Annotated in this window: 18 protein-coding genes; 17 read left to right on the top strand and 1 reads right to left on the bottom strand. The window is 43.0% G+C overall.

Features of this window, described 5'->3' with window-relative positions; genetic code table 11:
* Positions 1 to 10: 10 nt before the first annotated feature.
* From asnB to ACYQ03_RS03755, 16 genes are all read left to right on the top strand, one after another.
* The gene (gene asnB, locus ACYQ03_RS03680) at positions 11 to 1915 is read left to right on the top strand and encodes an asparagine synthase (glutamine-hydrolyzing) (RefSeq protein ID WP_459907732.1); all 1905 of its coding nucleotides are present in this window, start codon (positions 11 to 13) and stop codon (positions 1913 to 1915) included.
* Positions 1916 to 1919: 4 nt separating this feature from the next.
* Positions 1920 to 3089 carry a glycosyltransferase gene (locus ACYQ03_RS03685; RefSeq protein ID WP_459907733.1) on the top strand — a complete coding sequence of 390 codons (1170 nt, stop codon included), beginning with the start codon at positions 1920 to 1922 and terminating at the stop codon, positions 3087 to 3089.
* 1 nt (position 3090) lies between these two features.
* The gene (locus ACYQ03_RS03690) at positions 3091 to 4344 is read left to right on the top strand and encodes a glycosyltransferase family 4 protein (RefSeq protein WP_459907735.1); all 1254 of its coding nucleotides are present in this window, start codon (positions 3091 to 3093) and stop codon (positions 4342 to 4344) included.
* Positions 4345 to 4556: 212 nt separating this feature from the next.
* Positions 4557 to 5288 (top strand): WecB/TagA/CpsF family glycosyltransferase, encoded by a 732-nt coding sequence (locus tag ACYQ03_RS03695; protein WP_459907736.1) that lies wholly within the window; start codon positions 4557 to 4559, stop codon positions 5286 to 5288.
* A gap of 297 nt (positions 5289 to 5585) precedes the next feature.
* The gene (locus ACYQ03_RS03700) at positions 5586 to 6866 is read left to right on the top strand and encodes an LCP family protein (protein ID WP_459907737.1); all 1281 of its coding nucleotides are present in this window, start codon (positions 5586 to 5588) and stop codon (positions 6864 to 6866) included.
* A 98-nt stretch (positions 6867 to 6964) separates the two neighbouring features.
* Positions 6965 to 8035 (top strand): acyltransferase, encoded by a 1071-nt coding sequence (locus tag ACYQ03_RS03705; RefSeq protein ID WP_459907738.1) that lies wholly within the window; start codon positions 6965 to 6967, stop codon positions 8033 to 8035.
* A 61-nt stretch (positions 8036 to 8096) separates the two neighbouring features.
* Positions 8097 to 10082 carry an FAD-dependent oxidoreductase gene (locus ACYQ03_RS03710; protein ID WP_459907740.1) on the top strand — a complete coding sequence of 662 codons (1986 nt, stop codon included), beginning with the start codon at positions 8097 to 8099 and terminating at the stop codon, positions 10080 to 10082.
* Between the two features lie 106 nt (positions 10083 to 10188).
* Complete coding sequence (locus ACYQ03_RS03715; protein ID WP_459907742.1) at positions 10189 to 12135, top strand: DUF5693 family protein; 1947 nt, start codon at positions 10189 to 10191, stop codon at positions 12133 to 12135.
* A 382-nt stretch (positions 12136 to 12517) separates the two neighbouring features.
* Positions 12518 to 13174: a Crp/Fnr family transcriptional regulator gene (locus ACYQ03_RS03720; RefSeq protein WP_459907744.1), complete on the top strand. Its 657-nt coding sequence runs from the start codon at positions 12518 to 12520 to the stop codon at positions 13172 to 13174.
* Positions 13175 to 13360: 186 nt separating this feature from the next.
* Entirely contained in the window at positions 13361 to 13852 is a 492-nt protein-coding gene (locus ACYQ03_RS03725; protein ID WP_459907746.1) for an OsmC family protein, read from the top strand.
* 909 nt (positions 13853 to 14761) lie between these two features.
* A complete protein-coding gene (locus tag ACYQ03_RS03730; protein WP_459907747.1) occupies positions 14762 to 16747 on the top strand; it encodes an FAD-dependent oxidoreductase in 1986 nt (661 codons plus the stop codon).
* Between the two features lie 37 nt (positions 16748 to 16784).
* Positions 16785 to 18731: a DUF5693 family protein gene (locus tag ACYQ03_RS03735; RefSeq protein ID WP_459907749.1), complete on the top strand. Its 1947-nt coding sequence runs from the start codon at positions 16785 to 16787 to the stop codon at positions 18729 to 18731.
* On the top strand, positions 18724 to 19860 hold the full coding sequence (csaB, locus tag ACYQ03_RS03740) for a polysaccharide pyruvyl transferase CsaB (RefSeq protein WP_459907751.1): 1137 nt from the start codon (positions 18724 to 18726) through the stop codon (positions 19858 to 19860). Before ACYQ03_RS03735 ends, csaB begins: the two co-directional genes overlap by 8 nt.
* Before the next feature lie 20 nt (positions 19861 to 19880).
* A complete protein-coding gene (locus ACYQ03_RS03745; protein ID WP_459907753.1) occupies positions 19881 to 21320 on the top strand; it encodes a phosphodiester glycosidase family protein in 1440 nt (479 codons plus the stop codon).
* Positions 21313 to 22374, top strand: a complete 1062-nt coding sequence (locus ACYQ03_RS03750) for a hypothetical protein (protein WP_459907755.1) — start codon at positions 21313 to 21315, stop codon at positions 22372 to 22374. The genes ACYQ03_RS03745 and ACYQ03_RS03750 overlap by 8 nt, the downstream gene beginning before the upstream one ends.
* Before the next feature lie 159 nt (positions 22375 to 22533).
* Complete coding sequence (locus ACYQ03_RS03755; RefSeq protein ID WP_459907756.1) at positions 22534 to 23085, top strand: hypothetical protein; 552 nt, start codon at positions 22534 to 22536, stop codon at positions 23083 to 23085.
* Positions 23086 to 23299: 214 nt separating this feature from the next.
* On the opposite strand, the gene ACYQ03_RS03760 is transcribed toward ACYQ03_RS03755, so the two are convergent.
* Entirely contained in the window at positions 23300 to 24976 is a 1677-nt protein-coding gene (locus tag ACYQ03_RS03760) for an FAD-dependent oxidoreductase (protein WP_459907758.1), read from the bottom strand.
* A 252-nt stretch (positions 24977 to 25228) separates the two neighbouring features.
* Between ACYQ03_RS03760 and fabZ the strand changes: the two genes are divergently transcribed.
* The gene (gene fabZ / locus ACYQ03_RS03765; RefSeq protein ID WP_459907759.1) at positions 25229 to 25657 is read left to right on the top strand and encodes a 3-hydroxyacyl-ACP dehydratase FabZ; all 429 of its coding nucleotides are present in this window, start codon (positions 25229 to 25231) and stop codon (positions 25655 to 25657) included.
* Positions 25658 to 25857: the final 200 nt, after the last annotated feature.

Genomic DNA, 25857 nt, shown 5'->3' on the forward strand with positions numbered 1-25857 from the left:
GGAAGTAAACATGTGTGGTTTTGTAGGTTGCTTGCATTTTACGCAAGGTGACAGAAATAACATAACTGAAAAAGCAGCCCAGATTATATACCACCGTGGCCCCGATGATGCGGGATACTTGAATACAGGTAATGTATCCCTATATTTTCGTCGTTTAAGTATAATTGATATTTCTAACGGTCACCAGCCAATGAACAATGAATCAGGGGACATTCATATAGTTTTTAACGGGGAGATCTACAATTATAAAGAATTAAGGCTTGAGTTAGAGTTAAGTGGTTGTATCTTTAAAACACAAAGTGATACTGAAGTTATTTTAAAAACTTACGAAAAATATGGTTTTAAGGCTGTTGATAAACTCAACGGCATGTTTGCTTTTGCTATTTACGACCAGAGGGACAATAAGATTTTTATTGCCAGAGACAGAGTGGGCATTAAGCCTTTATATTATTATAAGGATTCACATCAATTTGCTTTTGCCTCGGAGATCAAGAGTTTACTAGCTCTTCCAGGAATTCAAAAGCAACCCAACTACCAGGCCATAGGCTATTATTTAAATTATATGTACAATCCCTCCGACACCACCTTTTTCAAGGACATATATAAGTTAATGCCGGGATGGTATATGGTGATATCTGCGGATGGGCAAGTCGAGAAGAAGAAATACTGGGATATATCTTATTCTTATAATTACCGGCGATCGGAGAAACAAACCGTAGATGAGTTAAGGGAACTGCTAAAGGACTCTGTAAGACTTCAGCTTAGAGCTGATGTACCTATTGGTTGTCATTTAAGTGGTGGTTTTGATTCCAGTACGGTGGCCAGCCTTGCTGCAGCATACTACCCCGGAAGAATAAAGACTTTTACAGGGAGATTCACCGAAGGCCAATTTTTTGATGAAAGTCGATATGCTAAAGAAGTTTCTAAGGCGGCGGGTACTGATTATATTGATATAGTTCCTACGGCTAAACAATTTATTGATTTTATGCCACGCCTAATCTGGCATATGGATGAGCCATCAATGGGACCTGGTCTTTTCCCCCAGGCCATGGTATGTCATACAGCCGCCCAGCATGTTAAAGTTGTTTTAGGGGGGCAAGGTGCCGACGAAATTTTTGCAGGATATACCAGGTATTTTCTAACTATAGAAGGGGATAAAAAAGCCTCAGGTAGACCGGTTCCCCTATGGAAAAAAATTCAGACACGGTCTATGCTAGTAGCGTCAAATTTATACAGAAATGGGTTTGTAGATACTGCCAGGAAGATTTTAAAAAATACCAGTCGTAGCTATGGCAGTGTTAACGAACGTTGGAAACGGTACTCGACCGCCATAGATAGTAATGAATTATTGATACAATCATTTAAGGATAAGTTACATGTTCATGACTTAGATAGGGGTTTCTTTCAGTACATCGAAGAAACTGATGCTCCAGAACTAATTGATAAGATCCTGTATCATGACCAAAAGACCTACCTGCCAGGACTGCTACAGGTAGAGGATCGCACCAGTATGGCTTTTTCTCTGGAATCCAGAGTTCCCTTATTGGATCACAGGATACTTGAATATGCTGCTACCATTCCCCCTTCCCTGAGAGTGAAGAACTGGGAACCTAAATATATATTTAAACAGGCAATAAAAGACATAATACCGGAAATGGTCTGGCAGCGTACCGATAAAAAAGGATTTCCAACACCGATAAATGCTTGGTTTAAAGGAGAAGTAAAACCTTTTCTGGAAAGTGTTTTGTTAGATAAGTCCTCGCTTGAAAGGGGAATTTTTGAGAAATCAAAAACACAAAAAATGCTTTTGAACAGTTCTGATAACAGCTGGACCCTATGGGCTATGTTAAATGTTGAGTTGTGGTTTAGAATCTTTATAGATGCTAACTTTGATTATCAAATTAACAAGGAATAACAAAATGAAACCTAAAATTTGTATGCTAGTTTTAAATGGAGTAGTAGGAGATCCCAGGGTAAGAAAAGAGGCCAACACGCTTACAGGAATGGCTGATATTTTGGTTATTGGGATTAGCCAGGGCCAAAAAGAAATAAAAGACACACCGTGGCCTATAATTTTAGTTGGCCTGCCGATTTTACTTAGAAATTTGATTTTATTAATCCAAAAGCTACCCAAGGGTAACTTTATCGGAAAAGCTCTCAAGGCATTGTTTCTAAATATTGCGATTGCCAGAGAGACAATAAAGAGCAATGCCATTGTTATTCATGCCAATGATTTAAACGTATTACCAGCAGCAGTCTTTGCGCATATCTTTGGTAGAAGCAAATTTCTTATCTATGATAGTCATGAGCTTTGGGTGGAGCAGCGACCGGACTGGTCTAAGACAATAAAAAAAGCGATGTGTTTATTAGAAGCAGTTCTTCTTCGCTTTGTTAATATGGTTATTACTGTTAATGACTCCATTGCCTCTGAGCTTCAGGAAAGATATAAGCACATAAAAAGAATTATTGTTTTGCCAAACTATGTGTCCAGCGATATGGTAGGTACTAGTCCTAAAAAAAATCAAAGGGATCGTCTTGCAGTGCTTTACCACGGCGGATATTTGGCTGATAGAGGTTTAGATGTAGTACTTAAGGCCGCAGAAAGGATTGCCAATGAGCCCATAGATATTTGTTTGCGGGGATTTGGACCCATTGAGCAGGATATTAGAAGAATAGCTAAAGAACGAAAATTGACAAATGTACATTTTTTGGAACCTGTGCCGATGACTAAGCTGGTTAGTGAAGCTGTAGGATATGATGCAGGAATATTACCCTATCAACCGACGTGCTTAAATAATTTATATTCGCTACCTAACAAAATCTTTGAGTATATGGCTGCGGGGTTGGCTGTTATTAGTTCAGATTTACCTGAAGTGAAAAAGCTAAATGAGCAAGTGAACTTTGGCATTCTCTATGACCCATATAATCCAGAGGATCTGGCGGATAAACTAATAAAAATATCAGAAGATAGGGATAAACTATATATTTTAGGTTTAAATGGCTGGACATGGGTTAAGGAACAAGGTAATTGGGAAGCAATAGACCACAGAATAAGAGATTTATACACAGAACTATTGGGGTTGAAGTAGAATGCATAAACCGGTCATATGGTTAATAAATCCTTATGCTGTTCCACCAGAATATCCAGCAAGTACTCGGCATTATGAACTGGCAAAGGAACTTGATAAACATGGCTTTTCAGTGGTGGTATGGGCATGTTGTTTTATTCATGTAATCAAAGAATACGTAGATCACCGGGCGAAGGGTTGTTTTTCTTTTTATTGTGAAAAGCTACCCTTTGCAACATGGAATTGGCTTTGGAGCACTTCATATAAAAAAAATGATAAATATCGGATAATAAGTATGATTGTTTTCTCAGCTCACTTATTGGTAAAGGGACTGTTTTGTTCCCCTAAACCGGATGTAATAATTGGTTCCTCACCGCATATGTTTGGGGCCTTATCCTGTATGCTATTAGCAAAACTTAGGGGTAGTAAGTTTATCTTTGAGGTAAGGGATCTCTGGCCCGATACGTTGTTTGATATGAAACCCCATACTAGTAAAATTACAAAGAAAGTATTCTTAAGGTTAGAAAGTATCTTATATAAATATGCGGATGCCATAGTTCCGTTAACACCGGGAATAGAGCAACGATTAATATTAGATAAGCATGTTAATAAAGAAAAGGTTCAACTTGTTCCAAACGGTATAGCAATAGATACTTTTCGAGAAACAAATTTAGAGGAAATCAATGAGTTTAAAAAACTCTTAAACCTAGAAGAAAAAATAGTCGTTACTTATGCAGGAGCACACGGTCAAGCCAATGCTCTAGATACTATTGTAACCTGTGCAGAGATGTTAAAAAATGAGAAAAAGATAATCTTTTTATTGGCTGGGGATGGACAGGAACGGCCTAAGCTAGTTAATATTGTTGAGGAGAAAATGTTACAGAATATAAAACTTCTCGGGCCACTCTGTAAGCAAAGACTAGGTGTGCTATTAGAAGTGTCCGATATTTGCTTATTAACTTTAAAAGATATCAATGTTTTCAAGACAGCACTACCAAATAAAATTTTTGATTATATGTTTTTTAATAAACCAATTATAGCTGCTGTAAATGGTGATGTTGCAGAATTTATAACTAATAATAATTTAGGCTATTCTGTCGAGCCGGAAAATCCTGAAGCACTTGCCCGGAAAATCAAAGAAATCGTTATGGAAGGGAAGTTTCATCAAAAAGGAACAAGGGGCAAAGAGTTTGTTCTTAAAAGATTTACTCGGGAGAGTACTGCAGCAAGCTTGGTAAAATGCATTAATAAACTAATATATAAAGTTAAAGAATAAATTAAGAAGAAGCCCAAGGTACTAACTTTAACTAATAAATTTAAGTAAGGCAGGTCTAATGATAATAAAGTAGTAATTCTTTGGTTAATAAGTTCTTTTCGAAACTCCTTCTGATTATAAATTATCTTTTGGCCTATCTAATACCTATTATCCTCTTAGGACCGATTGTGATTGGTTCATTATGGTCAAGGTTAACTACTGGAGGCGAAAACGTGCGTATACAATTACTAGGGGCACCTATTGATGCATTAAATATGAAAGAAACTGTAAGTGAAATAGAAGAATTCTTACACAAGGATAGTAAGCCCCACTTTATCATCACCCTTAACCCCGAATACCTCTACCGGGCCCAAGATAATGAAGAACTTATGAAACTAATTTATGAGGCAGACCTTATTACGCCGGATGGAACCGGTATAGTATGGGCTGCTAAAACGACTGGATCTCCAGTGCCTGAACGAGTAACGGGCATAGACTTAATGCTAAACCTTATACCCTTAGCTGAACAGAAGGGATGGGGAATATTCCTGTTGGGAGCAGCTCCCGGTGTGGCGGAAGAAGCAGCTGGCAACTTAAAAAAACAGTATCCGAGATTAAACATTGTGGGTACCCGTGACGGTTATTTTAAACCCCATGAAGAAGATAAAATTGTAAAAGAGATTGCCGCAGCCAAACCACACTTACTTTTTGTGGCACTAGGTATGCCCAGGCAGGAACAGTGGATTTACAAGTATAAAGAGCAACTGGCAGTACCAGTATCCATGGGTGTAGGTGGCAGTTTTGATGTCATTGCTGGCCGAGTTGAGCGTGTGTCCCCCTGGTTGCAAAAACTTAACCTAGAATGGCTGGGGCGGTTAATAAAAGAGCCCTATCGTTGGAAGCGGCAGTTGGTGTTGCCTAAGTTTGCCTGGTTGGTTATCAAAAAATATAAGCTTAAAATATAGCACCTTTTTAAATAGAGGTGTTATATTTTTGGCTTTTGTAACGTCTTAATTATTATGAAGGAAATCAAAATCAACCTCTTCTTATCTTATGAAAGACTTTGTACCGTAGCTGGTTAGAATTATATTGCAGGGAATTACCAAAAAACGTCGAAGTATTTCCTAGATTTAGGCTAAATTGACTGGATTTGGCGTTGAAGCCCCATGGTGAATAATGTTACAATATTTCTGTGTGCCAGTTATTAAATCAAACAGTACACTATGCTTTCGGATATGTGCAGAAAGAAGGTGGCTAGTTAAATGGAACGTAGAAGAAAACGTAAATTAAGGATTATTCCTTTTCTCCTTTCTTGTACCTTTTTTGTTTTGGTGTTAGGAACAGGTTATGTATTGGCCAACCAATTTCTCTTTGATGGGGCAGGTCCATCTATTTCGTCACTGACCCTGGGCGAACCAGAGGAAGAGAATGTTTTAAAGGATCGTATGAACTTCCTTCTTATGGGTATAGATGCCCGGGAAGGGGAGACCAATACCCGTACAGACAGTCTGATTCTAGTCAGCGTGGATAAAGAGAAAAACCGCATTGCCATGATATCACTGCCAAGGGATACTCGGGTAGAAATTCCTGGTCATGGTCATGATAAGATTAACTCGGCCAATGTCTACGGTGGGCCTGAATTAGTTATGGAAACGGTATCAAACCTAACCGGTGTTAAGATTGACCACTATTTAACCACCAATGTGCGGGGGTTTCGGGACATCGTAGATGCCTTGGGTGGAGTTACCATTGATGTAGAAAAACGTATGTATCACTATGATCCCTATGATGAACCAGATTTGCAGAAGATTGACCTACAACCGGGTTTGCAGGAACTTGACGGCGACAAAGCCCTACAGTATGTGCGTTTCAGGAGCGATGCCCTGGGAGATGTCAGCCGTACAGAGCGTCAGCAAAAGTTCCTCAAGGCTTTGGCTCAGGAAATGATGCAGCCTTCCACCATTACCAAGTTACCCAAATTGGTTCCTACTATTAATAAATATCTTGATACAAATTTAGGTATCACCCAGATGGTGACCCTGGCTAAAGCAGCTAAAAATCTGAGCAACGTTGATATCGTTACCCAGACCATGCCTGGTAAGTTTTTAGATATGAATGGTGTAAGTTATTGGAGTGTCGATCCAGAGCAGGCTAAAATGGTTGCAGAATCCCTTATTCAAGAAGGCAAACCCTATGATGTAGTCCTGGGTGAGGAGAAAGTTAACACACAAAGTATAGCTAAAGAAGAAACATCTAAACCTAAAACAACAGTCAACAAACCGGTAAATCCTATTTTGCCTGCAAGGGATACCCAAGAATCTGATGAACCAAACAAAGAAATCCCTGTGAAAAATAATAAAGACAGTCGAAGTGGCTCCAATATCCCAAAGGATAATGATGTTGAGATTATTGTTGAGACGCCCAAGGAATCAGATAATAACAGTACTATTAAGGAAACTGGAGAGAAGCAGGAAAGCAATACTTCTCCAGGAGATAATAACGGTGCAGGAACCAGTAGCTGGCTTCCTTCCACAGAGATGTAATATAGAATTGACCTAGTCAGATAAACAGAACCAGGGAAAAAAATCCCTGGTTCTCTGATTATCATAGTGCAAACTATTAAACTTGTTTGAGAGGTATAATGAATAAAAAATTAAACAAAGTGAATCTAAAGGAAATTCAAATCACCCGGGGTATTGCTATTCTAGCTGTGATACTCATACATATCACCAGTGTACCACTGGAGGTATTGCCAGTGGGAACTTCCAACCATTTACTATATACCGCTATCAATCGAGCATTACAGTTTGCGGTACCGGTGTTTTTAATGGTTAGTGCCTTGGTCTTGGCCTATGGCTTGGCAGATAAAATCGGTGATTGGCGTGGATTTTATCGTAAACGTTGGGCACGGGTTGTTGTTCCTTTTATGATCTGGACAACACTTTACCTAAGTTTGTTATTTATTACCGGCCAAGCTAGAAAGTTACCCTCTATAAAGGAACTCATTTTATGGTACGGCTTTGGCAAGGGCTTCTACCACCTTTATTTCTTATCCGTGGTCATACAATTTTATCTCATTTTTCCTTTTATCCATGTTTTCTGGCAGCGCCATCGGCCCAGTTTATTTCAAAGCATTTTAATTTTTGGAAGCCTACAGGTAGCCTTTTATTGGCTTAACAAACTATATCTTTATGACTATTTTCCTTATTCGGCTTCCCTGATATTGAGCTATATGTTTCCCATTGGTTTTGGCCTATGGTTGGGCTATAATGTTTCTGCCTGGAGTAACTTGTGGGCAAGATATCGGGTGATTTTTATTACCGTTGCTATCCTTGCGGGTAGCTATTATGTAAATCAATATCTGGCTGTTGTAGCTGGCCAAAGGATCAATACCTTTTACTTTCAAATGGCTTGGCTGCTGTATGCAACCGCTATGGGAATATGTTTTATATTTCTTGCCAGAATATTGCAAAGGGCAGCACTTCGTATATCTACAATATTAGATAAAATTGGTGGATTATCCTTTGGTATTTATTTGGTTCACCCGTTTTTCCTTGTGCTCTGGCAACGTGTTTTATCTCCAGTCGAAGCCAACGATGTGCACCTCTTTACAATCCTTGGTTTTGTTATCATTCTTGTCCTGTCCAGTTTAGTAACCTATTACCTTGAAAGAACAATACTTGCAAGGCCTCTTTATGGAGTAAGAAAATAGGCTTTGCCATCAGCCTTCAGCTTGACAAATGGTTAATATTTGCCAAAGAAAGGGTCGTTCAATGAAACAATTAAACAAGCGGTACTTCAAGGCCTTTGGTGCAATGCTTATGCTTATAGTAGCTCTCAGTATTTTGATCCTTATTGGAGATCCGGCAATAAAAGAAGTATCTCCCCTAAAGTCCAGTACGATTAAGTCATCCTACGATGTAGTGGTGGTAGGAGGCGATCCCGAGGGGGTTGCAGCAGCTGTGGCCGCTGCCCGCAGCGGGAAGCAAACCCTGTTGGTGGATACTCGACCGGAACTTGGTGGGTTAATGACCAGAGGCTGGTTGAACAGTTTAGATATGAATTATGGCCCTGGCAAGATAATTCTAAACAAGGGGATTTTTCAAGAGTTTTTTGATCAAATAGAAGGGGATTCCTTTGATGTTAACACAGCCACCAGTGTATTTCATCAAATGGTAAACCAGGAAAAGAACCTAGAAGTGCTGCCGGGGGTGGATGCGGTGCTGCCCATTGTTAGTGGACAGGCAAAACCTTTGGTAGCCCCTGGTCAATCTGTAATAAAGGAAAAAGTGGTAAAGCAAAATAGTGAACTGATCGGCTCTGAGGATAAAGCCATAAATTTACAGGCTTCTCCGATAAGCATCGATGGTATTCAAGTGGTTTTACCGGGCAAAAAACAAAAGATAACCGCTGGTCGGGTGATCGATGCCACCCAGGATGCAGATATTGCAGCTGCTGTAGGTGTGCCCTTCACCTATGGGCAAGAAGATTATGGCAACGGGCAACAGGTCATGGCCGTAACTCTAGTGTTTAAATTGGATGGCGTCAGCAAATGGGATTGGTATCGGATGATGCTAAGTTTAAACTTCCGGCGCTTGGTGGCCTCTGTTACCGGAAATACCGTGGAGCATTATACCGGGGCCAATTTTCAGAGTGCCTGGGGCTTCGATAGCATTATGAAGGGTTATCAATCAAGGACCCCAGAGGTAGCCATGCGCGGTCTCAATGTGGGTAGGCAGGGGGGTAACTCGGTACTGATCAACGCTTTGCAAGTCTTCGGTATAGATGGTCTCAAGCTGGAAGATCGGCAAAGGGCACGGCAACTGGCAGAGAAGGAACTGCCCCATATTGTTCAGTACATAAAACAACACATACCAGGTTTTGCTGATATAGAGCTAGCGAAAACTGCACCGGAGTTATATGTGCGAGAAACCCGGCATATTCAGGGGCTTTACCGCTTAACGGTAGATGATGTGTTGGAAAACCGGGACTTTCAGGATGTTATTGCCTATGGGTCTTATCCCATTGACATCCAAGCCACGGATCCGCATTTTAAAGGAAATGTCATAGGTACACCCGCTGGTTATGCTATTCCCTTTCGCTGCTTAGTGCCCCAGGCTGTAGAGAATTTACTGGTGGTTGGACGGGCAGCCAGTTTTGATTCCCTGGCCCATGGCAGTGCCAGAGTGATTCCCGTTGGTATGGCCACTGGTCAAGCTGCCGGAGTCGCCGCTGGACTTAGTTTGGAAACGGGTCTTTCCTTTAAAGAGTTGGCTGTTGATACAAAGCAAATAAATAATTTACAGCAGAGGCTGACCAAACAGGGTGTTGATCTAAAGGAATTAAATCTAGCACCTACACCGGAAACTAAGCATTGGGCCTATGATGGTTTAAAATTTATGCGACATTACGGTATGGCCGCCGGAGGCTATAAAAACCAATATCGCCTAGATGAAAATATGTCCGAAGCACATTTTATCAATGGCCTAAATGTGCTGCAGCGAGCAGGTGTCAAAATTGAGAAAAAACCTATGCTTTCTACCGAGGGCAATGCACTGACCCTAGAGGATGTGGCCTATTATTTTTCACAGTATCAGGGCCTACAGATGAATAAAAAACAAGCCTATGCCTATTATGCCGAGCAAAACTTCTGGAATCCCCGTATACTGGATCATGTAAAGCAAAAAAATGGAGTGGTAACTGTGGGTGTAGGATATATGTTATTGAGAGATTTTACCCAATGGTGGCTCAAGAGTTAAGGCTTTTGGGCAAAAGCTTTACTAGCCGTGCTTTATGCACGGCTTTATATATTAACTCCACAAGGTTATAATAAATGGAGGATTTTGTCATGGGAGGAGATTTTATTTGAGCAAAGGGTTTAAATATAGCCTGTGGGCCATGTTGGTGGTGGCTGTCTTAGCAGCGGCCCATGTGGCCTTCTGGCAGAGGTATATGATAGAAAAGGACTTCCAACAGGTGGAGTTAGCAGTAAACTATGAGGAAATCAATGGTATTACCAGCTACAAGGGACTTACTCCTTTGGAGGGGCTTAAGGAATTTAAAAAGCATGGTGTCACAGCGGTGGTTTTACGGGAGAGTATATTATCTGAATTAGAGTCGACAGGCATGGTTGATATTTACTCCGGACAAGCCTTATTGACCAGACCAGAAGCAGAGTCTCCGGTTTGGTTAAAAAAGCTTAACCAGGCCACTGAATTAAGAAGAGATCATACCTATTTAGCAGTTTTTAATCAGGAAGTTTTTGATCAAATTTACCCCCAGATGAAGGCGAAGCTAGTTGATGTAAAGGCCTTCAAAATAGCAGAGGATACCTACATAATTGAAACAGCCTTACCCTATATACAAATGAAGGGAACTTTGTCGGATCTTGGTCTAGGCTTTACCAGCACTTCCCTAAGGGATGTAGAGGAAGCCGGACTCAGACCCATTCTGCAAATTCGCACTTGGCAGGGAGTAACCCAACGCAGTATTCAGGAAGTATTTACACTTTATCGTAACATTTCCGGTGTTTCCGCCGTCATGTTTAATGATGATACTTTACCGGCCTATCCTGACAAGGTTTTGATGGGTATTCTGGCAGAAGAGATTAAAAAAATGAATGTCCCCTTGGTTAAGGTAGAGTTTTTCTCACAAAGGGGTCTTGATCAGTTAGGTATTCTTCTGGACAAACAGGTAGTTCGGTTACATACTGTTTCCTCGGAAGAATTGAAAAAATCCTCCCCAGGGGAAGCTGTGGATCGCTTTAGTCTGGCGGCAGCAGAAAGGAATCACCGCATTCTTTATGTGCGCCCCTATTTTAATTCTGGAGATATACTGCAACAGAACTTAGATTATTTTGATGGCATTACGAAACGCCTGGCTAAAGAAGGACTTACGGTGGGACCCTTTGATCAGTTACCTCCGGTTCCGGTTAATCAGAACATTGTGATCCTAATCGGCCTTGGAGTTATTGCCGGTGGGCTGTTGTTGCTAGAAAGTCTAAAACCAGGTAAATGGCTATTAGGCGTTGGCCTATTGGCAGTACTTTTTTGGGTTCCCTATACATATTTTGATTTCGGGATGGCCCGGAAGCTGATGGCCTTAGCAGCAGTGATGATTTTTCCAACCTTATCCCTGATTAAAAATGTTCGTCAAGCAGGTCGAACTCCTGGAGCGGCGGTTGCTGCCTTTCTAAGCATCTCATTGTTTTCCCTGCTGGGAGCCCTGTTTATGGTAGGGCTGTTGGCAGGTGCCGGGTTTATGCTCAAGTTGGATCAATTTATCGGAGTAAAAATGGCTCACGTGGTGCCGCTGATTATTGTGCTGCTGTTCTTTTCCTTATTAATTACCAAGGGTGGGGGATTGCCTGAGAAGGTCAGAAACATTCTCAACCACCCCCTTCAGCTAGGCATTGCCCTGGCCGCAGGAGTTATGGCCATTGCTATTATTATCTATGTTTCCAGAACTGGCAACGAGGGCATGGCTGTCAGTGGCTTGGAATTAAAATTCCGTAGTCTGTTGGATTATCTTTTGGGAGTGCGGCCCAGAACAAAGGAATTTCTCTTGGGACATCCTGCCTTAATGTTAATTTTATTATTTGGCTACCGAAACAATTGGTTTTTACCCCTGTTGTTACTGGGTACCATTGGACAGGCATCTTTAGTAAATACCTTTGCCCATATTCATACTCCACTCATTGTATCCTTGTTGCGGGCCTTCCATGGTATCTGGTTAGGAGTTCTCATTGGGTTGGCTGTATTCTTGCTGATTAAACTGGTAGTTCGCTACGGGAGAAGGTATATTTATGGCTAAAGTTGTAATATCTGGTTACTTCGGCTTTGACTAAAATAAGAGGGGTCAGACGCCCGTAAAAATTGTCGAATATTAATTAAAAGAACCCTGGTGGCGGTGAAGCCACCAGGGTAGGTGTTCTGGCTCTAGGGAAAAATAATCAGAGATAATGACGGGAAGATCCTACTTCTAGATAGATGGCAATAATATCAAAGACAACCCATATTAGGTACAATCTAAGGTGGAGTGAAGCGTCAAAGCTTTGTTCAGAGCAGCTTTACGTTCTAGATCCCGTGATATAACAGAGTAAAAGGTTAAGATACCTTTGACAAGCTAGGTGTAATAATCATTAAATTTACGACCAACCGTTTTGCTAAGTTTAATTTTGCCAAAGGGGTTTTGTATGTTTGACCAATCTAACTCAACAAGAATAGTTCACTTGTTTCCAAAATCCAAAATTGAAGAGTGGCTTAATCATGGGAGAGAAATTACTTTTAAAAAAGGTAGTTTAATTACCAATAATACTAGGCCAACCCAGGAAATCTACCTTATAAAAAAAGGGGATGCACGGTTATTTCATATTCATGAGGATGGCAAAGAATGTATTTTAGAGTTGTTAGCCGCAGGTGATTTCATCGACCTGATAGGTATTTTTACTGAAAAAAAAAGTGGTGCCTTTTCTAAGGCTTTGACAGAGGTAAAGGTTATTGCCGTTCCCAAGGAGGAAGTAAGAAAAGAAATCCAAAAAAACCCCCTTCTGGCCATGGCCCTACTGGGTTACTTGTCAGAGAAACTCCGGGAAACGATAGAGATTTTAGAACAAGTAGCCTATGGACGAGTTGAAGAACGTCTTGTTTTTTTGTTGAGAAAAATTGCCGATCCCAGTAAAAAAGAAAACTTATGGTATCCTATTCCTGTTTCCATAACTCACCAGGATTTAGCAGGGATGGTTGCTTCAAGTCGTGAAACAGTAACATTGCTGATCAACAAGCTAACATTGTTTGGGGTAATTCGCCAACATAAAGGAAAGATATGGATCAGGTTTGATAAAAATGAGTAGATTTATTTAATTTGTGAGCCTCCTTACATACCGCGAAAAAATTTTTTAATAGAATTATATAAGGTTCTACTAAAAACCTATTTAGCTCTGTGTATAAAAGCAATTGCTAGCATAAAAAAACCTTGGTTAAAGAAAGGTCTACAGTGGAATCAAGGATGAAAGTGGTTTATTAAGGAGGTAATTTTTATGAATAATGTTTTACTTGATAACGTACAGCAAACCATCAATGCTATTAAAGTAGACTCCGATTTAGGAAAGAAAACTTTTTCAGCTGGCGTGATTTGGCAAGATGGTGTCCAAAATCAGGTGACCATACGTGATTTCTCGTCATTTTTAATGGATGAGCCACAGCCATTGGGAGGTACAGATATTGCAGCAAACCCTGTGGAATATTTGTTAGCAGCAGCTGTAGGTTGTTTTGTTATAACCTTTGAGGTTTTAGCCAGTCAAAAGGGCTTTGTCTTGGAAAAGGTTGAAGCGGAGATTGCAGCTGATATAGATGCAGCCGTCTTTTTAGGAGTAAAAGAAGGGCAGGGGGGAATTCAGAACCCTACAATAAGATTGAAGGCTGTTACAACTGCATCTGAAGAACAAATAAAAGAACTTGTCGATTTTGCTTTAACAAAATCACCGGTTTTACTTAGTCTGCAAACTGAGGTAAAGGTAGAAATTGAATAGGACCAAGAACCCAGGCACTCCACTAATTTAAAGTGGGGTGCCTTTTCTCCAATAACCATTGATCAATGTAGATACACGGTATTTACTTTTGGCGAGAGGTGGGATATTTTAAGCGGATTTGTTGAAATTGAACATCAAGAATCGTAATATATAATGGTTATAGAAACACCAGGAGGTCGGAAATGCGCAGAAAGTTACTGGGGGCACCCGTGGATGCATTAAATTATGAAGGAAACCGTAAATCAAATAAATGATGAAATATAAGCTAAAAATATAACACCTTTTGTAAAATGGGTGTTATATTTTTGCCTTTATTTACGTCTAATTAATATAGTTGTTGCAGGCGGTTACAATAGATCTTCAAAGTATTTCCGAGTTTTAGGCTAATTTGTCTGGTAAACCAACTAATCCTGCAAAAAAGTATAATAATGTTGAGATTATTGTAGATGATGGCAAAGGGTCTGGGGAAACACAGAAAAATAACCCCTCTACCGGAGAAAGTAGCAATGCCGGGGCCAGCAGTTGACTTCCCTCCACAGAAATGTAACTTGTCGGATAAACAGAACCAGGGAAAAATCCCTGGTTCTCTGATTATCAAGGAGACTAAAACTAAATAAAGATAAAGGACAGCTTAACGAAATACAAATCACCCAGGGTATCGCCATTCTTGCGGTGGTACTCATACATATCACCAGTATACCACTGGAGGTATTGCCAACAGGGACTTTTAGCCATATTTTTAATACTAGTATTAACAGAGCCTTACAGTTTGCGGTACCTTTATTTTTATGGTCAGTGCACTAGTCTTTGGCCTATGGCTAGGCTATAATGTTTCTGCCTGGAACAACTTGTGGACAAGATCGGGTGGTTATTGGGACATAGAAAGGGTTATTTAGAAAGGGTTACTTAATGAAACAATTAAACAAGTGGCACTATGCCTTGCTTATGCTGATAGTGGCCTTCGGGTTTTCAATCCTCAGTGAGGGTCAGACCCCACAAGAGGTTATCCCCCTAAAACCCAGTAACATCAAAGGCTCCTATGATGTGGTGGTTGTTGGTGGGGACCCAGAAGGGGTTGCTGCGGCCATGGCTGCCGCCCGCAGCGGCAAACAAACTCTCCTGGTTGATACTCGATCAGAACTGGGTGGCTTAATGACCCGAGGCTGGTTAAACAGCTTAGACATGAATTACGGCCCGGGCAAAGTGATTCTCAATAAGGGGATATTTCAAGAGTTTTTTAATCAAATTGAAGGAGATTCCTTTGATGTCACCACTGCCACCTCCGTATTTCATCAAATGGTGAATCAGGAAAAGAACTTGGATGTGTTACCCGGAGTTGCTGCGGTACTACCCATTGCGGATGGGCAGGTTAAGCCACTAATATCCCCTGGTCAATCCGTCTTAAATGATCAAGCGGCCTCACAAAATAGCGGCCTAGTCCAGGCAGAGGTTACAGATGTCGCGGCTGGCCCAAATGTCATTGAGGGTATTCAAGTGATTTCCCAGGGCAAAAAGCAAAATATCACCGCTGGCCGAATTATCGATGCCACCCAGGATGCAGATATTGCAACTGCTGTAGGTGTACCCTTCACCTATGGACAAGAAGATTATGGTAGCGGGCAGCAGATCATGGCCGTCACTCTGGTCTTTAAATTGGATGGTATCAGCCAATGGGATTGGTATCGGATGATGCTAAATTTAAACTTCCGGCGCTTGGTGGCCTCTGTTACCGGAAATACCGTAGAGCATTATACCGGGGCCAATTTTCAGAGTGCCTGGGGTTTTGATGGCATTATGAAGGGTTATCAATCAAACACCCCAGAAGTGGCCATGCGGGGCCTCAATGTAGGCAGGCAGAGGGATAACTCGGTACTAATCAATGCGTTGCAGGTCTTTGGTATTGACGGTCTTAAATCGGAGGATCGGCAAAGGGCCAGGGAGTTGGCGGAGCAGGAACTACCCCATATTGTACAGTACATAAAAAAACACATACCTGGCTTCGACGACATAGTGCTGGCGGAAACCGCACCGGAGTTGTATGTAAGGGAAACCCGGCATATTCAGGGCCTTTACCGGTTAACCGTCGATGACGTGTTGGAGAACAGAAGTTTTCCAGATCGCATTGCCTATGGGTCTTACCCCATAGATATCCAAGCCACGGATCCACATTTCAAAGGGACAGTCATAGGTGTACCGTCCGGTTATGCCATTCCCTTGCGTAGTCTGGTGCCCCAGGGGACAGAAAATTTACTGGTGGTGGGCCGAGCGGCCAGCTTTGATTCCCTGGCCCACGGCAGCGCCAGGGTGATTCCTGTTGGCATGGCCACCGGTCAGGCCGCCGGAGTAGCCGCGGCCCTTAGTTTGGATGAGGATCTGCCCTTTAAAAAGCTGGCAGCAGACCAGGGCCAGATTAAAAAGTTACAACAGCGGCTGGAAGAGCAAGGTGTCGATTTAAAGGAATTAAACCTGACCCCACCGCCGGAGACCAAGCACTGGGCCTATGAAGGCCTGAAATTTATGCGCCGTTATGGCATGGCCGCCGGTGGCTATAACAATAACTACCGCCTAGCTAACAATATGTCCGAGGCACACTTTATCAATGGCTTAAACGTACTGCAGCGGGCAGGTGTCCAAATCAAGAAAAAACCTGTACTTACTACCGAGGGCAATGACTTGACCCTGGCAGATGTGGCCTATTATTTCTCACAATATCAGGGCCTGCAAATGAATAAAAAGCAAGCCTATGCTTACTATACACAACAAAATTTCTGGAACCCTTTTATTCTGGAACAGGTAAAGCAAAATAAAGGTGTGGTCACAGTGGGTGCCGGCTATATGTTATTAAGGGATTTTACCCAAAGGCTTCCTTTATATATTAACTCCACAGGGTTATAATAAATGGAGGATTTTGTCATGGAAGGGAGATCATACTTTGGCTAAATGGTTTAAATATAGCCTGTGGTTGGTGCTGGTGGTGGCTGTCTTGGCGGCACTCCACGTAGCCTTCTGGCAGAGATACATGGTGGAGAAGGATTTTGATCAGGTTGAATTAGCAGTAAACTATGAGGAAATCAATAATATTGCCAGTTACAGAGGGCTTACTCCTGTGGAGGGGCTCAAGGAATTTAAAAAGCATGGTGTCACGGCAGTGGTTCTACGGGAAAATGTTTTGGCTGATTTAGAGTCCAGCGGTTTGGTCGAAGTCTACTCTGGTCAGGCCCTGCTCACCAGACCAGAATCAGAAGCGCCGCCTTGGTTAAAGGAACTGACCCAATCCACTACAGTTAGAAGGGACTATACCTATATTCTGGTCTATAACCAGGAGATTTTTAAGCAAATTTTTCCTCAGATGAAGGCAAAGCTGGGACACGTTAACCCCTATAATATCGAAGTAGGTACCTACATTATTGAAACCTCTTTACCGTATATACAAATGAAGGGTACTTTGGCTGACCTAGGTTTAGGTTTTACTGAAAAATCCCTGCGGGATGTACAGCAAGCGGGCCTGCGGCCCATTTTGCAAATTCGCACATGGCAGGGGGTAACCCAACGAAGTATTCAGGAGGCATTTGCACTTTACCGTGACATTCTTGGTACTTCCGCCGTCATGTTTAATGATGATACTTTACCGGCCTACCCTGATAAAGTTTTAATGGGTATTCTGGCTGAGGAAATTAGGAAAATGCATGTCCCTCTGGTCAAGGTAGAGTTCTTTGCCCAAAGGGGTCTTGATCAGTTGGGTTTGTTACTGGACAAGCAGGTGGTTCGTCTGCATACAGTTTCGCCTGAGGAATTAAAGAAATCCTCACCGGGGGAGGCGGTGGATCGTTTTGGCCTAGCGGCTGCGGAGAGAAATCATCGTATTCTATATGTAAGACCCTATTTTACAGCCGGTGATATTTTCCAGGAGAACTTAGATTATGTTGATGGCATTACCAAACGGTTAAAGGCTGAAGGACTTACCGTAGGCCCCTTTGCTATGCTGCCGCCTATTCCGGTTAATCAGAACCTGATCATATTGATTGGGCTGGGGGTAATTGCCGGGGGACTGCTGCTACTGGCAACTTTCTGGTCAGGCCGGTGGCTCCCCTGGGTTGGTCTATTGGCTATACTTGTTTGGGTTCCCCTTACTTATCTTGATTTGGGTATGGCCCGGAAGCTAATGGCCCTAGCAGCGGTGATCATTTTCCCTGCTCTATCACTAATTAAAAATGTTCGTTTAGAGGGTCGTTCCCCTATAGCAGCGGTAGGTGCTTTTCTGCGGATTTCGCTGTTCTCATGGTTGGGAGCCCTGTTTATGGTGGGACTGTTGGCTGGGGCTGGTTTTATGCTGAAACTGGATCAGTTTATCGGGGTCAAGTTGGCCCATGTGGTACCACTACTGATTGTGCTGCTATTTTTCTCCCTGTCAGTTACCCACGGCAAGGGTTTGTCCGAGAAGGTCAAAAACATGCTCAATCACCCCCTTCAATTGGGGGTTGCCTTGGCCGCAGGGGTCATGGCGGCTGCTGTGATCATCTATGTGGCTAGGACTGGCAACGAGGGTATGACAGTCAGTGGCCTAGAATTAAAATTCCGCAGTCTATTGGATTATCTTTTGGGGGTACGGCCCAGAACCAAAGAATTTTTACTGGGACATCCGGCCCTGCTGTTGGTTTTATTGTTCGGCTACCGTAATAATTGGTTTTTACCCCTGCTGTTACTGGGTACCATTGGACAGGCATCTTTAGTAAATACCTTTGCCCATATTCATACTCCCCTCATTGTATCCTTGTTGCGAGCCTTCCATGGTATCTGGTTAGGGATTGTCCTTGGGCTGATGGTGTTCTTCTTGAATAAATTGGTAGTTCGCTATGGGAGAGGGTATTTGCATGGCTAAAGTTGTGATTTCCGGTTACTATGGCTTTGACAACCTGGGGGACGAGGCAGTGCTATTTAGCATCCTGAAAACCCTACGGGAGCTTCGCATTGGTTTAAGAATCGAGGTATTGTCCAATAATCCTGCACAGACTGCAGATGTTTATAAGGTTACGGCCAGCAACCGTTGGAAGCTAAGGGAGGTTTATGGTGCCCTGAAGGATGCCGATATGTTAATCAGCGGCGGGGGTAGCCTATTGCAGGATGTAACAGGCTTAAAAAGTTTAATCTACTACCTGGGGGTAATTTGGCTTGCCCAGCTTTTGGGAAAACCAGTCTTCTTTTACGCCCAGGGCATTGGCCCGGTGCATAGACCCTTAGGTAGATTTTTTATGCGCCAGATTGTCAATAGAGTGAATTTCATTACAGTGCGTGATCAATCCTCTCAGCAAGATCTACAGGAAATGAAAATCAACCGGCCCCAGATTGAAGTCACAGCGGACCCAGTTCTGGGTTTAGAGGAAAAGTATGTGGACAAGAGAATAGGTCAGGAAATCTTACGGCAGACTGGACTTGATTTATCTATTGAAAAAAGAATGGTGGGCATTTCAGTCCGGCCCTGGCAAGAGCTAGTGGAGTATAAAAAAGTGGTGGCAGAGCTGGGAGATAAGCTTTCTCGGGTGGGTTATCAGGTGGTCTTTCTGCCCATGCATTACCCCGATGACATAAAGACTTCCCAGGAAGTCGCCGAACTGATGGAGCAACCGGCGGTGGTGCTGGATGGACATTATTCAGTGGTGGAAATGGCTAGCCTCATTTCTAATATGGATCTCTTAGTGGGCATGAGATTGCATGCTTTGATCTTGGCGGCTGTAATGGATGTGCCGCCGGTGGCCATTTCCTACGATCCGAAAATTGACCGGTTTATGGGTTTGTTGGGTAAAACCTCTGCCACACCAGTGGACAAGCCGATATTTGCAGACCTCTGGGGTGCTGTGGAGGAGGTTATCAGCGACCCCTGGTTGGTTCGTGAAGAATTGCTGCGGCAAATTCAACCACTCCGTCAAAGTGCCCGGATCAGTGCATCGCTGGCCCTCAAGGTTTTAGACAAATCCTTTAAGAAGGATGAGCCTGCAGCCAAATATTTATAGGTATTACAATGGAGGTTTTCATGAAAGCAAGAAAAAATATTGTTTTATTGATATTATGCCTTAGTATTCTTTGGTCATTGCCCGCTTGGGCGGCAGATCAATTGGCTCCGGGTGTAAAGTATTGGTCCTTTGAGAAAACCAACTGGGAAGGAAAGCCTATTCAGGGCTATGTCCTAGAAGTTGATCCCGGTGTTAAGAATACAGAGATTCGCCCAGTCATGGGGAACGAAACCATTGGCCAAAAGGAAGTTTTAAGTAAGATAGCCCAGCGCACTGGAGCTATTGCGGCGGTGAACGGCGGATTTTTTGATGTGGCCACTGGTGTGCCCACCGGGAACCTATTTATTGATGGTAAACCAGAGTATATTTCGGATATATTGCGGACTTCCTTTGCCATTGACCGGGGGGGAGCTATTAAAATAGGTTATCTAGCCCCTAAAATGCAAGTAGAGGTAACAGGCCTCGGTCAGTTAGGGGTGAAAGGTATTAATATACCCGCTGTTAGTGATGGACTGGTTTTATATAGCAGCAGTTGGGGTAAGGAAATCTATGCCGGGACAGCACTGGTATTAAAACCCTCTGAGGGTGGGTATAAAGCCTACCCTGTATCTAGTGGTGTTAAAGCTCCCCCCGGTGGCTATGTGCTGGCTGGTTGGGGTGTTGCTAGCAGTCAATTCTCCAGTGTTGTTGCCGGAACTAAGGTCAAGGTTATTACAGAAATGCCTGTGGATTGGAAAAATTTAACCCATGTCCTAGCTGCGGGACCACTTCTAGTGGAAAGCGGCTTGCCCGTGGAGCAGGCTGTCAACGAAGGCTTGTGGGGCACACTGCTGAAACCTGCACCGAGAACTGCTTTGGGTGTTAATGCCCAGGGTAAAGTTCTACTGGTTGTGGTAGATGGCCGGCAGGAAAGTAGTGCCGGACTAACCTTAGAGGAATTAGCCTATCTAATGGTGGATTTGGGTGCTGTACAGGCCGTTGGTCTGGATGGCGGTGGCTCCAGTGAGATGTGGGTGAAGGGAAAGATTGTCAATAGCCCTTCGGATAAGAAGGAGCGTCCCTTGGCCAATGGCCTGATGATCATTCAACAGATGCCAGTTTATATTGATTATCAACGTCTTTATTTGGATGTAGCTCCGGTTTTAGAAAATGGCAGAACTCTGGTGCCCATGCGGAAGATCTTTGAGCGACTGGGTGCGGATATTAATTGGAATGCTGATACAAAAACCGTTACTGCCACTAAGGGAGATGTACAAATTGAACTTACCCTTGGTAAGTCAACAGCTGTGGTCAATGGTAAGACCCTTAAGTTAGATGTGCCAGCCAAGGTTGTTGGCGACAGAACCATGGTGCCAATGCGCTTTGTGGGAGAGACCTTGGGGGCTAAGGTAGACTATGTGACAAGTAATGGTCCAGCGGTACATATTTATAGCCAGGCAGGAGGGACTGCCCATGACTAAAAAGACAGGTTTGTTAACAGGTTTGTTAATAGGATTATTTTGTTTTCTGTTAAGTACTATTCCAGCCTTTGCAGCTACAGAGAGCATCACTCCACCAGAAATGCAGCAATTAATAAATCAGCAGGCTGAGCAAACGGTGGTGGTGGAACAACCGCCCAGCTTAGCCATGGATCACATAGCTGATGTTACCTACAATCTGGCCAGAGATGTGCACAAACTGGCCAACGGTAATTTGCTAATCTGTCGGGTTGGTGCCTGGATGCCTGGCATTACAGAAGTGGACCAGCAGGGTAAAGTGGTATGGTCCTACTATGGGATACAGGCCAACAGTGCCAGGGGCTTAGCCAATGGCAATATTTTAGTGGCCGATTCCGGGGCCCCAGGGGCACCCTATGTACCTCGAGTTGTGGAATTGAACCGTGATGGGAAGATAGTTTGGGAGTATACCTTGCCTTCCCTGGCCCAGGCTCCCCGTTATGCGGAACGATTGACCAATGGCAATACTCTGGTTGTGCTTCCCTTTGAGGTTAGGGAAGTGACACCCCAGAAGAAGGTCCTTTGGCAGTATGGTTTAGGTAAACCGGCCCAACCAAACCAAGCCGGAGCATTGCTCAGACCGGTGCGGGCCCACCGTTTAGAGAATGGGAATACTATGATTGTAGATAGGGGAACCTACAAGAATGGCAAGGTCCTTGAAGTTACCCCTGCTAAAAAAGTGGTTTGGCAGCTGCGGGCCGAAACAAAACCTGCTGTAAGTAAAGAAAATCAGAAACTACCCGTCCTAGTTGAACCTCTTGATGCATTAAGAATGGCCGATGGTTCTACCCTGGTGACAGATAAAAAGCAGGACCTGCTCCTTACAGTAGATGCCCAGGGCCAGATTCGGCAGGCCAAATCCTGGGCTGGCCTCTACAAAGCTGCACCGGTTACAGATTTATGGTCTGCAGAGCCCTTGACAGATGGTAATGTAGCCATTGCTGCTACCATGGTCAGCGGCCGCAGTAGAACGGCAGAGATAATTGGCGATACCATGAAGGTCGTGTGGGAGAAATAGGAGTCAGACTCCCGTAAAAAATGTCGAAGGAACACCGCTGTGGTATTCCTTCTTTTTTCTGTTTTGATATGTCTAGGGATGTAAGCCAACTATTACTAAGAGGATAATGAACAAAAGCGTTGAATTTGTGATTGTACTACATAAGGAGGGGTTTTAGTTTTGAAAAAGAAAGTATTGTTGATACTGGGTTTGTTAATGTTAGTGAGTTTAGTTTTTAGTGGGTGTGGAGAATCAAACTCTAAAGTCAATGTTAAAACACCCGAAGAAGCAGCCAGAATGGAAGGTGATCCAGTTCAAAACCTAACTATCAAGGAAAAGGAATGGCTGGACCGCTTGGATGCTGTGCGTGAGGAAATCAGCAACTCCTTTACTGGTTGGGAACAGGGCACAGTTACCAAAGAAGATTTTATGAAGCAATTAGATAAGAGCATGGGTGATGTCAAACAATTAAGGAAAGAATATGAGTTGCATACGGAAGTTAATGCCATGCCCAATGAAAATGAAAAGATTTATAAAGATAGCTTAGCCTATGGCAAAAAGCTTCGCACCAATGTAAACAACTTTATTTTTATGTCCACTGATGGCATTCTGGATGCAGAAACTAACAAGCTTAGGACACTTAATGATGAACAAATCAAAGAGGCTTACAAGAAATACATGATCGAAAAATATGATGAATATAAAGCCAAACTTCAACTAGCCACGAAATAACCAGTTTATGCGACAGCGGGGACGGTTCTCGCTGTCGCAATTTTTCAAAAGGTTATCATGTTGCCTATAACAAGATAGAAGCAACCCAAGTGCCTGGCACCGTTGTGGTACCGCTGAGCGTCTGGGTTATTTTAGAGGAATAAATATGATAGTTTATTATAAATAAAATGGAGCTGCCGCTTGCTACTTTATAAAGTAGTTTGCGACACTCCCTTTATTTTTCTAACCTTGCTCCAAACTGTGTTAACTTCCTTTGCACCCATTCAATATCTCCCTGACTAAACTCATTTGGATGTTTTCCTACTGCCAGAGACCTAACAGCAGTAACCCCGGCTGCGTCTCCTAGTACAGCTAAGTTTGGCAGTACCCTTAGCTCCGCCCAGGCGAAGGATGAAATACTAGAGGCATAACCAGGGATTAGTAGGTTATTGATTTTTTTAGGTAGCAAAGTCTCGAAGGGCAGATATACAGGATTTACTGGTTCCCCTCCGGCTGCATGCCAATCAGGCCGAAGATGTTTTGTTACAGGCCAGTCATATACGCCAGAGTCCTTAAGGTCTTTCGAAATAAAGGCATTAATATCCATCATATAATACCCTATGCCAATCCGCTGCTGATAATTGTCTTGGTCCAAGCCGTTCCTATGGGCTCCAGCCCCTTGGACCTCTTCAGTGGTCACTGCAAAATTGTTATTCTCAGTTTCTACTTCAATATTATCAGCTATGGGGCTATGCACAGATTCTCGAATATACATTACCTGACCAACAACAGGCTGATTATCTTTGCCCAGCACGATCTCAGCGTCACCGAAGCCGTACCACTGCCCGGTGGCATGGTCTTGTACCTTAAACTGCCGCAGGGCATGAATAAAATCAGGTTCTTTTAAGAAACCCCGAGCCTTGGACCAAGCTTGGTCTGTGGTGAGGTGCTTAATCGGTGTATTCTTGGGGTAATTATTCGTTTCCTTATCCCTGGCATGGGCTTGGGCTTCTACATTAAATACCAACAGGCAGTTGACCCACCAAGTATTACTACCTTTACCATTGGTGGCAGCATTAATGGGTTTAATGGCAAAACCCTGGGGACCATACTTTTCATTAAAGGCGATCACCTGTGGGTCATTACTAAAGGCCTGTTTACCTCCGGCCAGCCCCCAACTCCCCTGCTTATCCTGAACAAATTCCCAATCTTGAATTCTTGCAGGTTTAGCAGGGGTCTTAACCCCCCTTACTTGAAACATCAGAGTAGCAGCCTGCTGCAGCGTGGCAGCGCCCCTTTCTTCTAGGGGGAGATATTGTTCTGGCCAATCGCCACGTCCCACACTTATTGGATTACCGGAGAGCCTTGTTAAACGACCATCCACCGAGGCATCAATAAAAACCTCCCCGGCAATTCTTTTCTCCTGATCACCCCACACCACAACACCTTGATCATTTCTATAAATATTCTTCAGAGTGATTTCCTTTATCAGATCATCTTTTAGTTTTAAGTCCGACAGATCATAGCTATATAGGATTGTTATATTCGGAAACCGAGCTAGATCCTCCTGGATAATCTTGGCCATGGCAGCAGTATTATAAAACTGCCCGGCTTTACTATACCAACGACCAAAGGAACCCTGAGTGACCAACTGACCCTTCCATAGGCGAATATCGGTAAAATTCTGCCCCCCTGCGGTACCAATACTCCCTAACTCCTGCACAGGCTCATTAACCACCAGCAAGATTTTTCTATCCGGTGCCGCAGCAGCAGCACTACGGGCCGCCGCACAGCCATCAAACCCACCCCCAAAAATAACAATATCTTGCTGCAAAGGCTGACTATAGGAATACACTGCATACCCCAAAACACCCAACAAAATGACCAATAATACTACAAAACCCTTTCTCACTGCTAAATCTCTCCCTTTTAGCCATTAATCATTAATCATTTGCAATTAACCCAGTGACTGCTCGTGGGAACGGTTCTTTTTGACTCGCGGGGACGGTTCTCCTGAGTCTCCATTGGAGACTCAGGAGAACCGTCCCCGCGAGTCACCCCGTCCCCTTGAGTCAAAGGCTAACAAAGAATTTGTTTTTTCCGGCAGGAACCACTATAATAATGCCGAAACATAACGTATATACATAAAAATTGGAGGTTTACCATGCTTGATATAAATGCTATTCAACAAATTTTACCACATCGTTACCCTTTTCTGTTAGTAGATCGTATCCTAGAAATGGAGGAGGGTAAAAGAATCGTCGGTATTAAGAATGTCACTGCCAATGAAGGGTTTTTCCAAGGACATTTCCCTGGTTACCCTGTGATGCCGGGGGTACTAATTATAGAGGCCATGGCCCAGGTTGGTGCTGTTGCCATTCTTAGTATGCCTGCCTATGCTGGACGTATTGCTCTTTTTGCAGGAATTGACAAGGCACGTTTCCGTCGCCAGGTGTTTCCAGGGGACACACTAAAGATTGAAGTGGAAGTATTAAAGCTACGGGGTACCATTGGTAAAAGTATGGCTAAGGCCTATGTGGGTGAAGAATTGGCCGTTGAGGCTGAGTTAATGTTTGCTATGAACCAAAAATAAAGAAATAAAAGCATAAACGTGAAATTTGCATCTATATTCAGATTAATGGCTCTGTTACTCGAACTTAAGGGATTCTTGTGATTTTTTAGAAAAGAAAGTAAAATTTGTTCCTGTACAGCTTGTACCTTCTGGGTTAGAATTATTAGGATTTATTTAAAAAGATATGTAGGTTAACTTGGAGGGATATATTTTGCTAAATT

This window comes from Desulfotomaculum defluvii (assembly GCF_054657375.1).

Bases quoted from the DNA above. Each gene is read 5' to 3' on its own strand.
- asnB (WP_459907732.1), top strand. From the start codon at position 11: ATGTGTGGTTTTGTAGGTTGCTTGCATTTTACGCAAGGTGACAGAAAT.
- ACYQ03_RS03685 (WP_459907733.1), top strand. From the start codon at position 1,920: ATGAAACCTAAAATTTGTATGCTAGTTTTAAATGGAGTAGTAGGAGAT.
- ACYQ03_RS03690 (WP_459907735.1), top strand. From the start codon at position 3,091: ATGCATAAACCGGTCATATGGTTAATAAATCCTTATGCTGTTCCACCA.
- ACYQ03_RS03700 (WP_459907737.1), top strand. From the start codon at position 5,586: ATGGAACGTAGAAGAAAACGTAAATTAAGGATTATTCCTTTTCTCCTT.
- ACYQ03_RS03705 (WP_459907738.1), top strand. From the start codon at position 6,965: ATGAATAAAAAATTAAACAAAGTGAATCTAAAGGAAATTCAAATCACC.
- ACYQ03_RS03710 (WP_459907740.1), top strand. From the start codon at position 8,097: ATGAAACAATTAAACAAGCGGTACTTCAAGGCCTTTGGTGCAATGCTT.
- ACYQ03_RS03720 (WP_459907744.1), top strand. From the start codon at position 12,518: ATGTTTGACCAATCTAACTCAACAAGAATAGTTCACTTGTTTCCAAAA.
- ACYQ03_RS03725 (WP_459907746.1), top strand. From the start codon at position 13,361: ATGAATAATGTTTTACTTGATAACGTACAGCAAACCATCAATGCTATT.
- ACYQ03_RS03730 (WP_459907747.1), top strand. From the start codon at position 14,762: ATGAAACAATTAAACAAGTGGCACTATGCCTTGCTTATGCTGATAGTG.
- csaB (WP_459907751.1), top strand. From the start codon at position 18,724: ATGGCTAAAGTTGTGATTTCCGGTTACTATGGCTTTGACAACCTGGGG.
- ACYQ03_RS03745 (WP_459907753.1), top strand. From the start codon at position 19,881: ATGAAAGCAAGAAAAAATATTGTTTTATTGATATTATGCCTTAGTATT.
- ACYQ03_RS03750 (WP_459907755.1), top strand. From the start codon at position 21,313: ATGACTAAAAAGACAGGTTTGTTAACAGGTTTGTTAATAGGATTATTT.
- fabZ (WP_459907759.1), top strand. From the start codon at position 25,229: ATGCTTGATATAAATGCTATTCAACAAATTTTACCACATCGTTACCCT.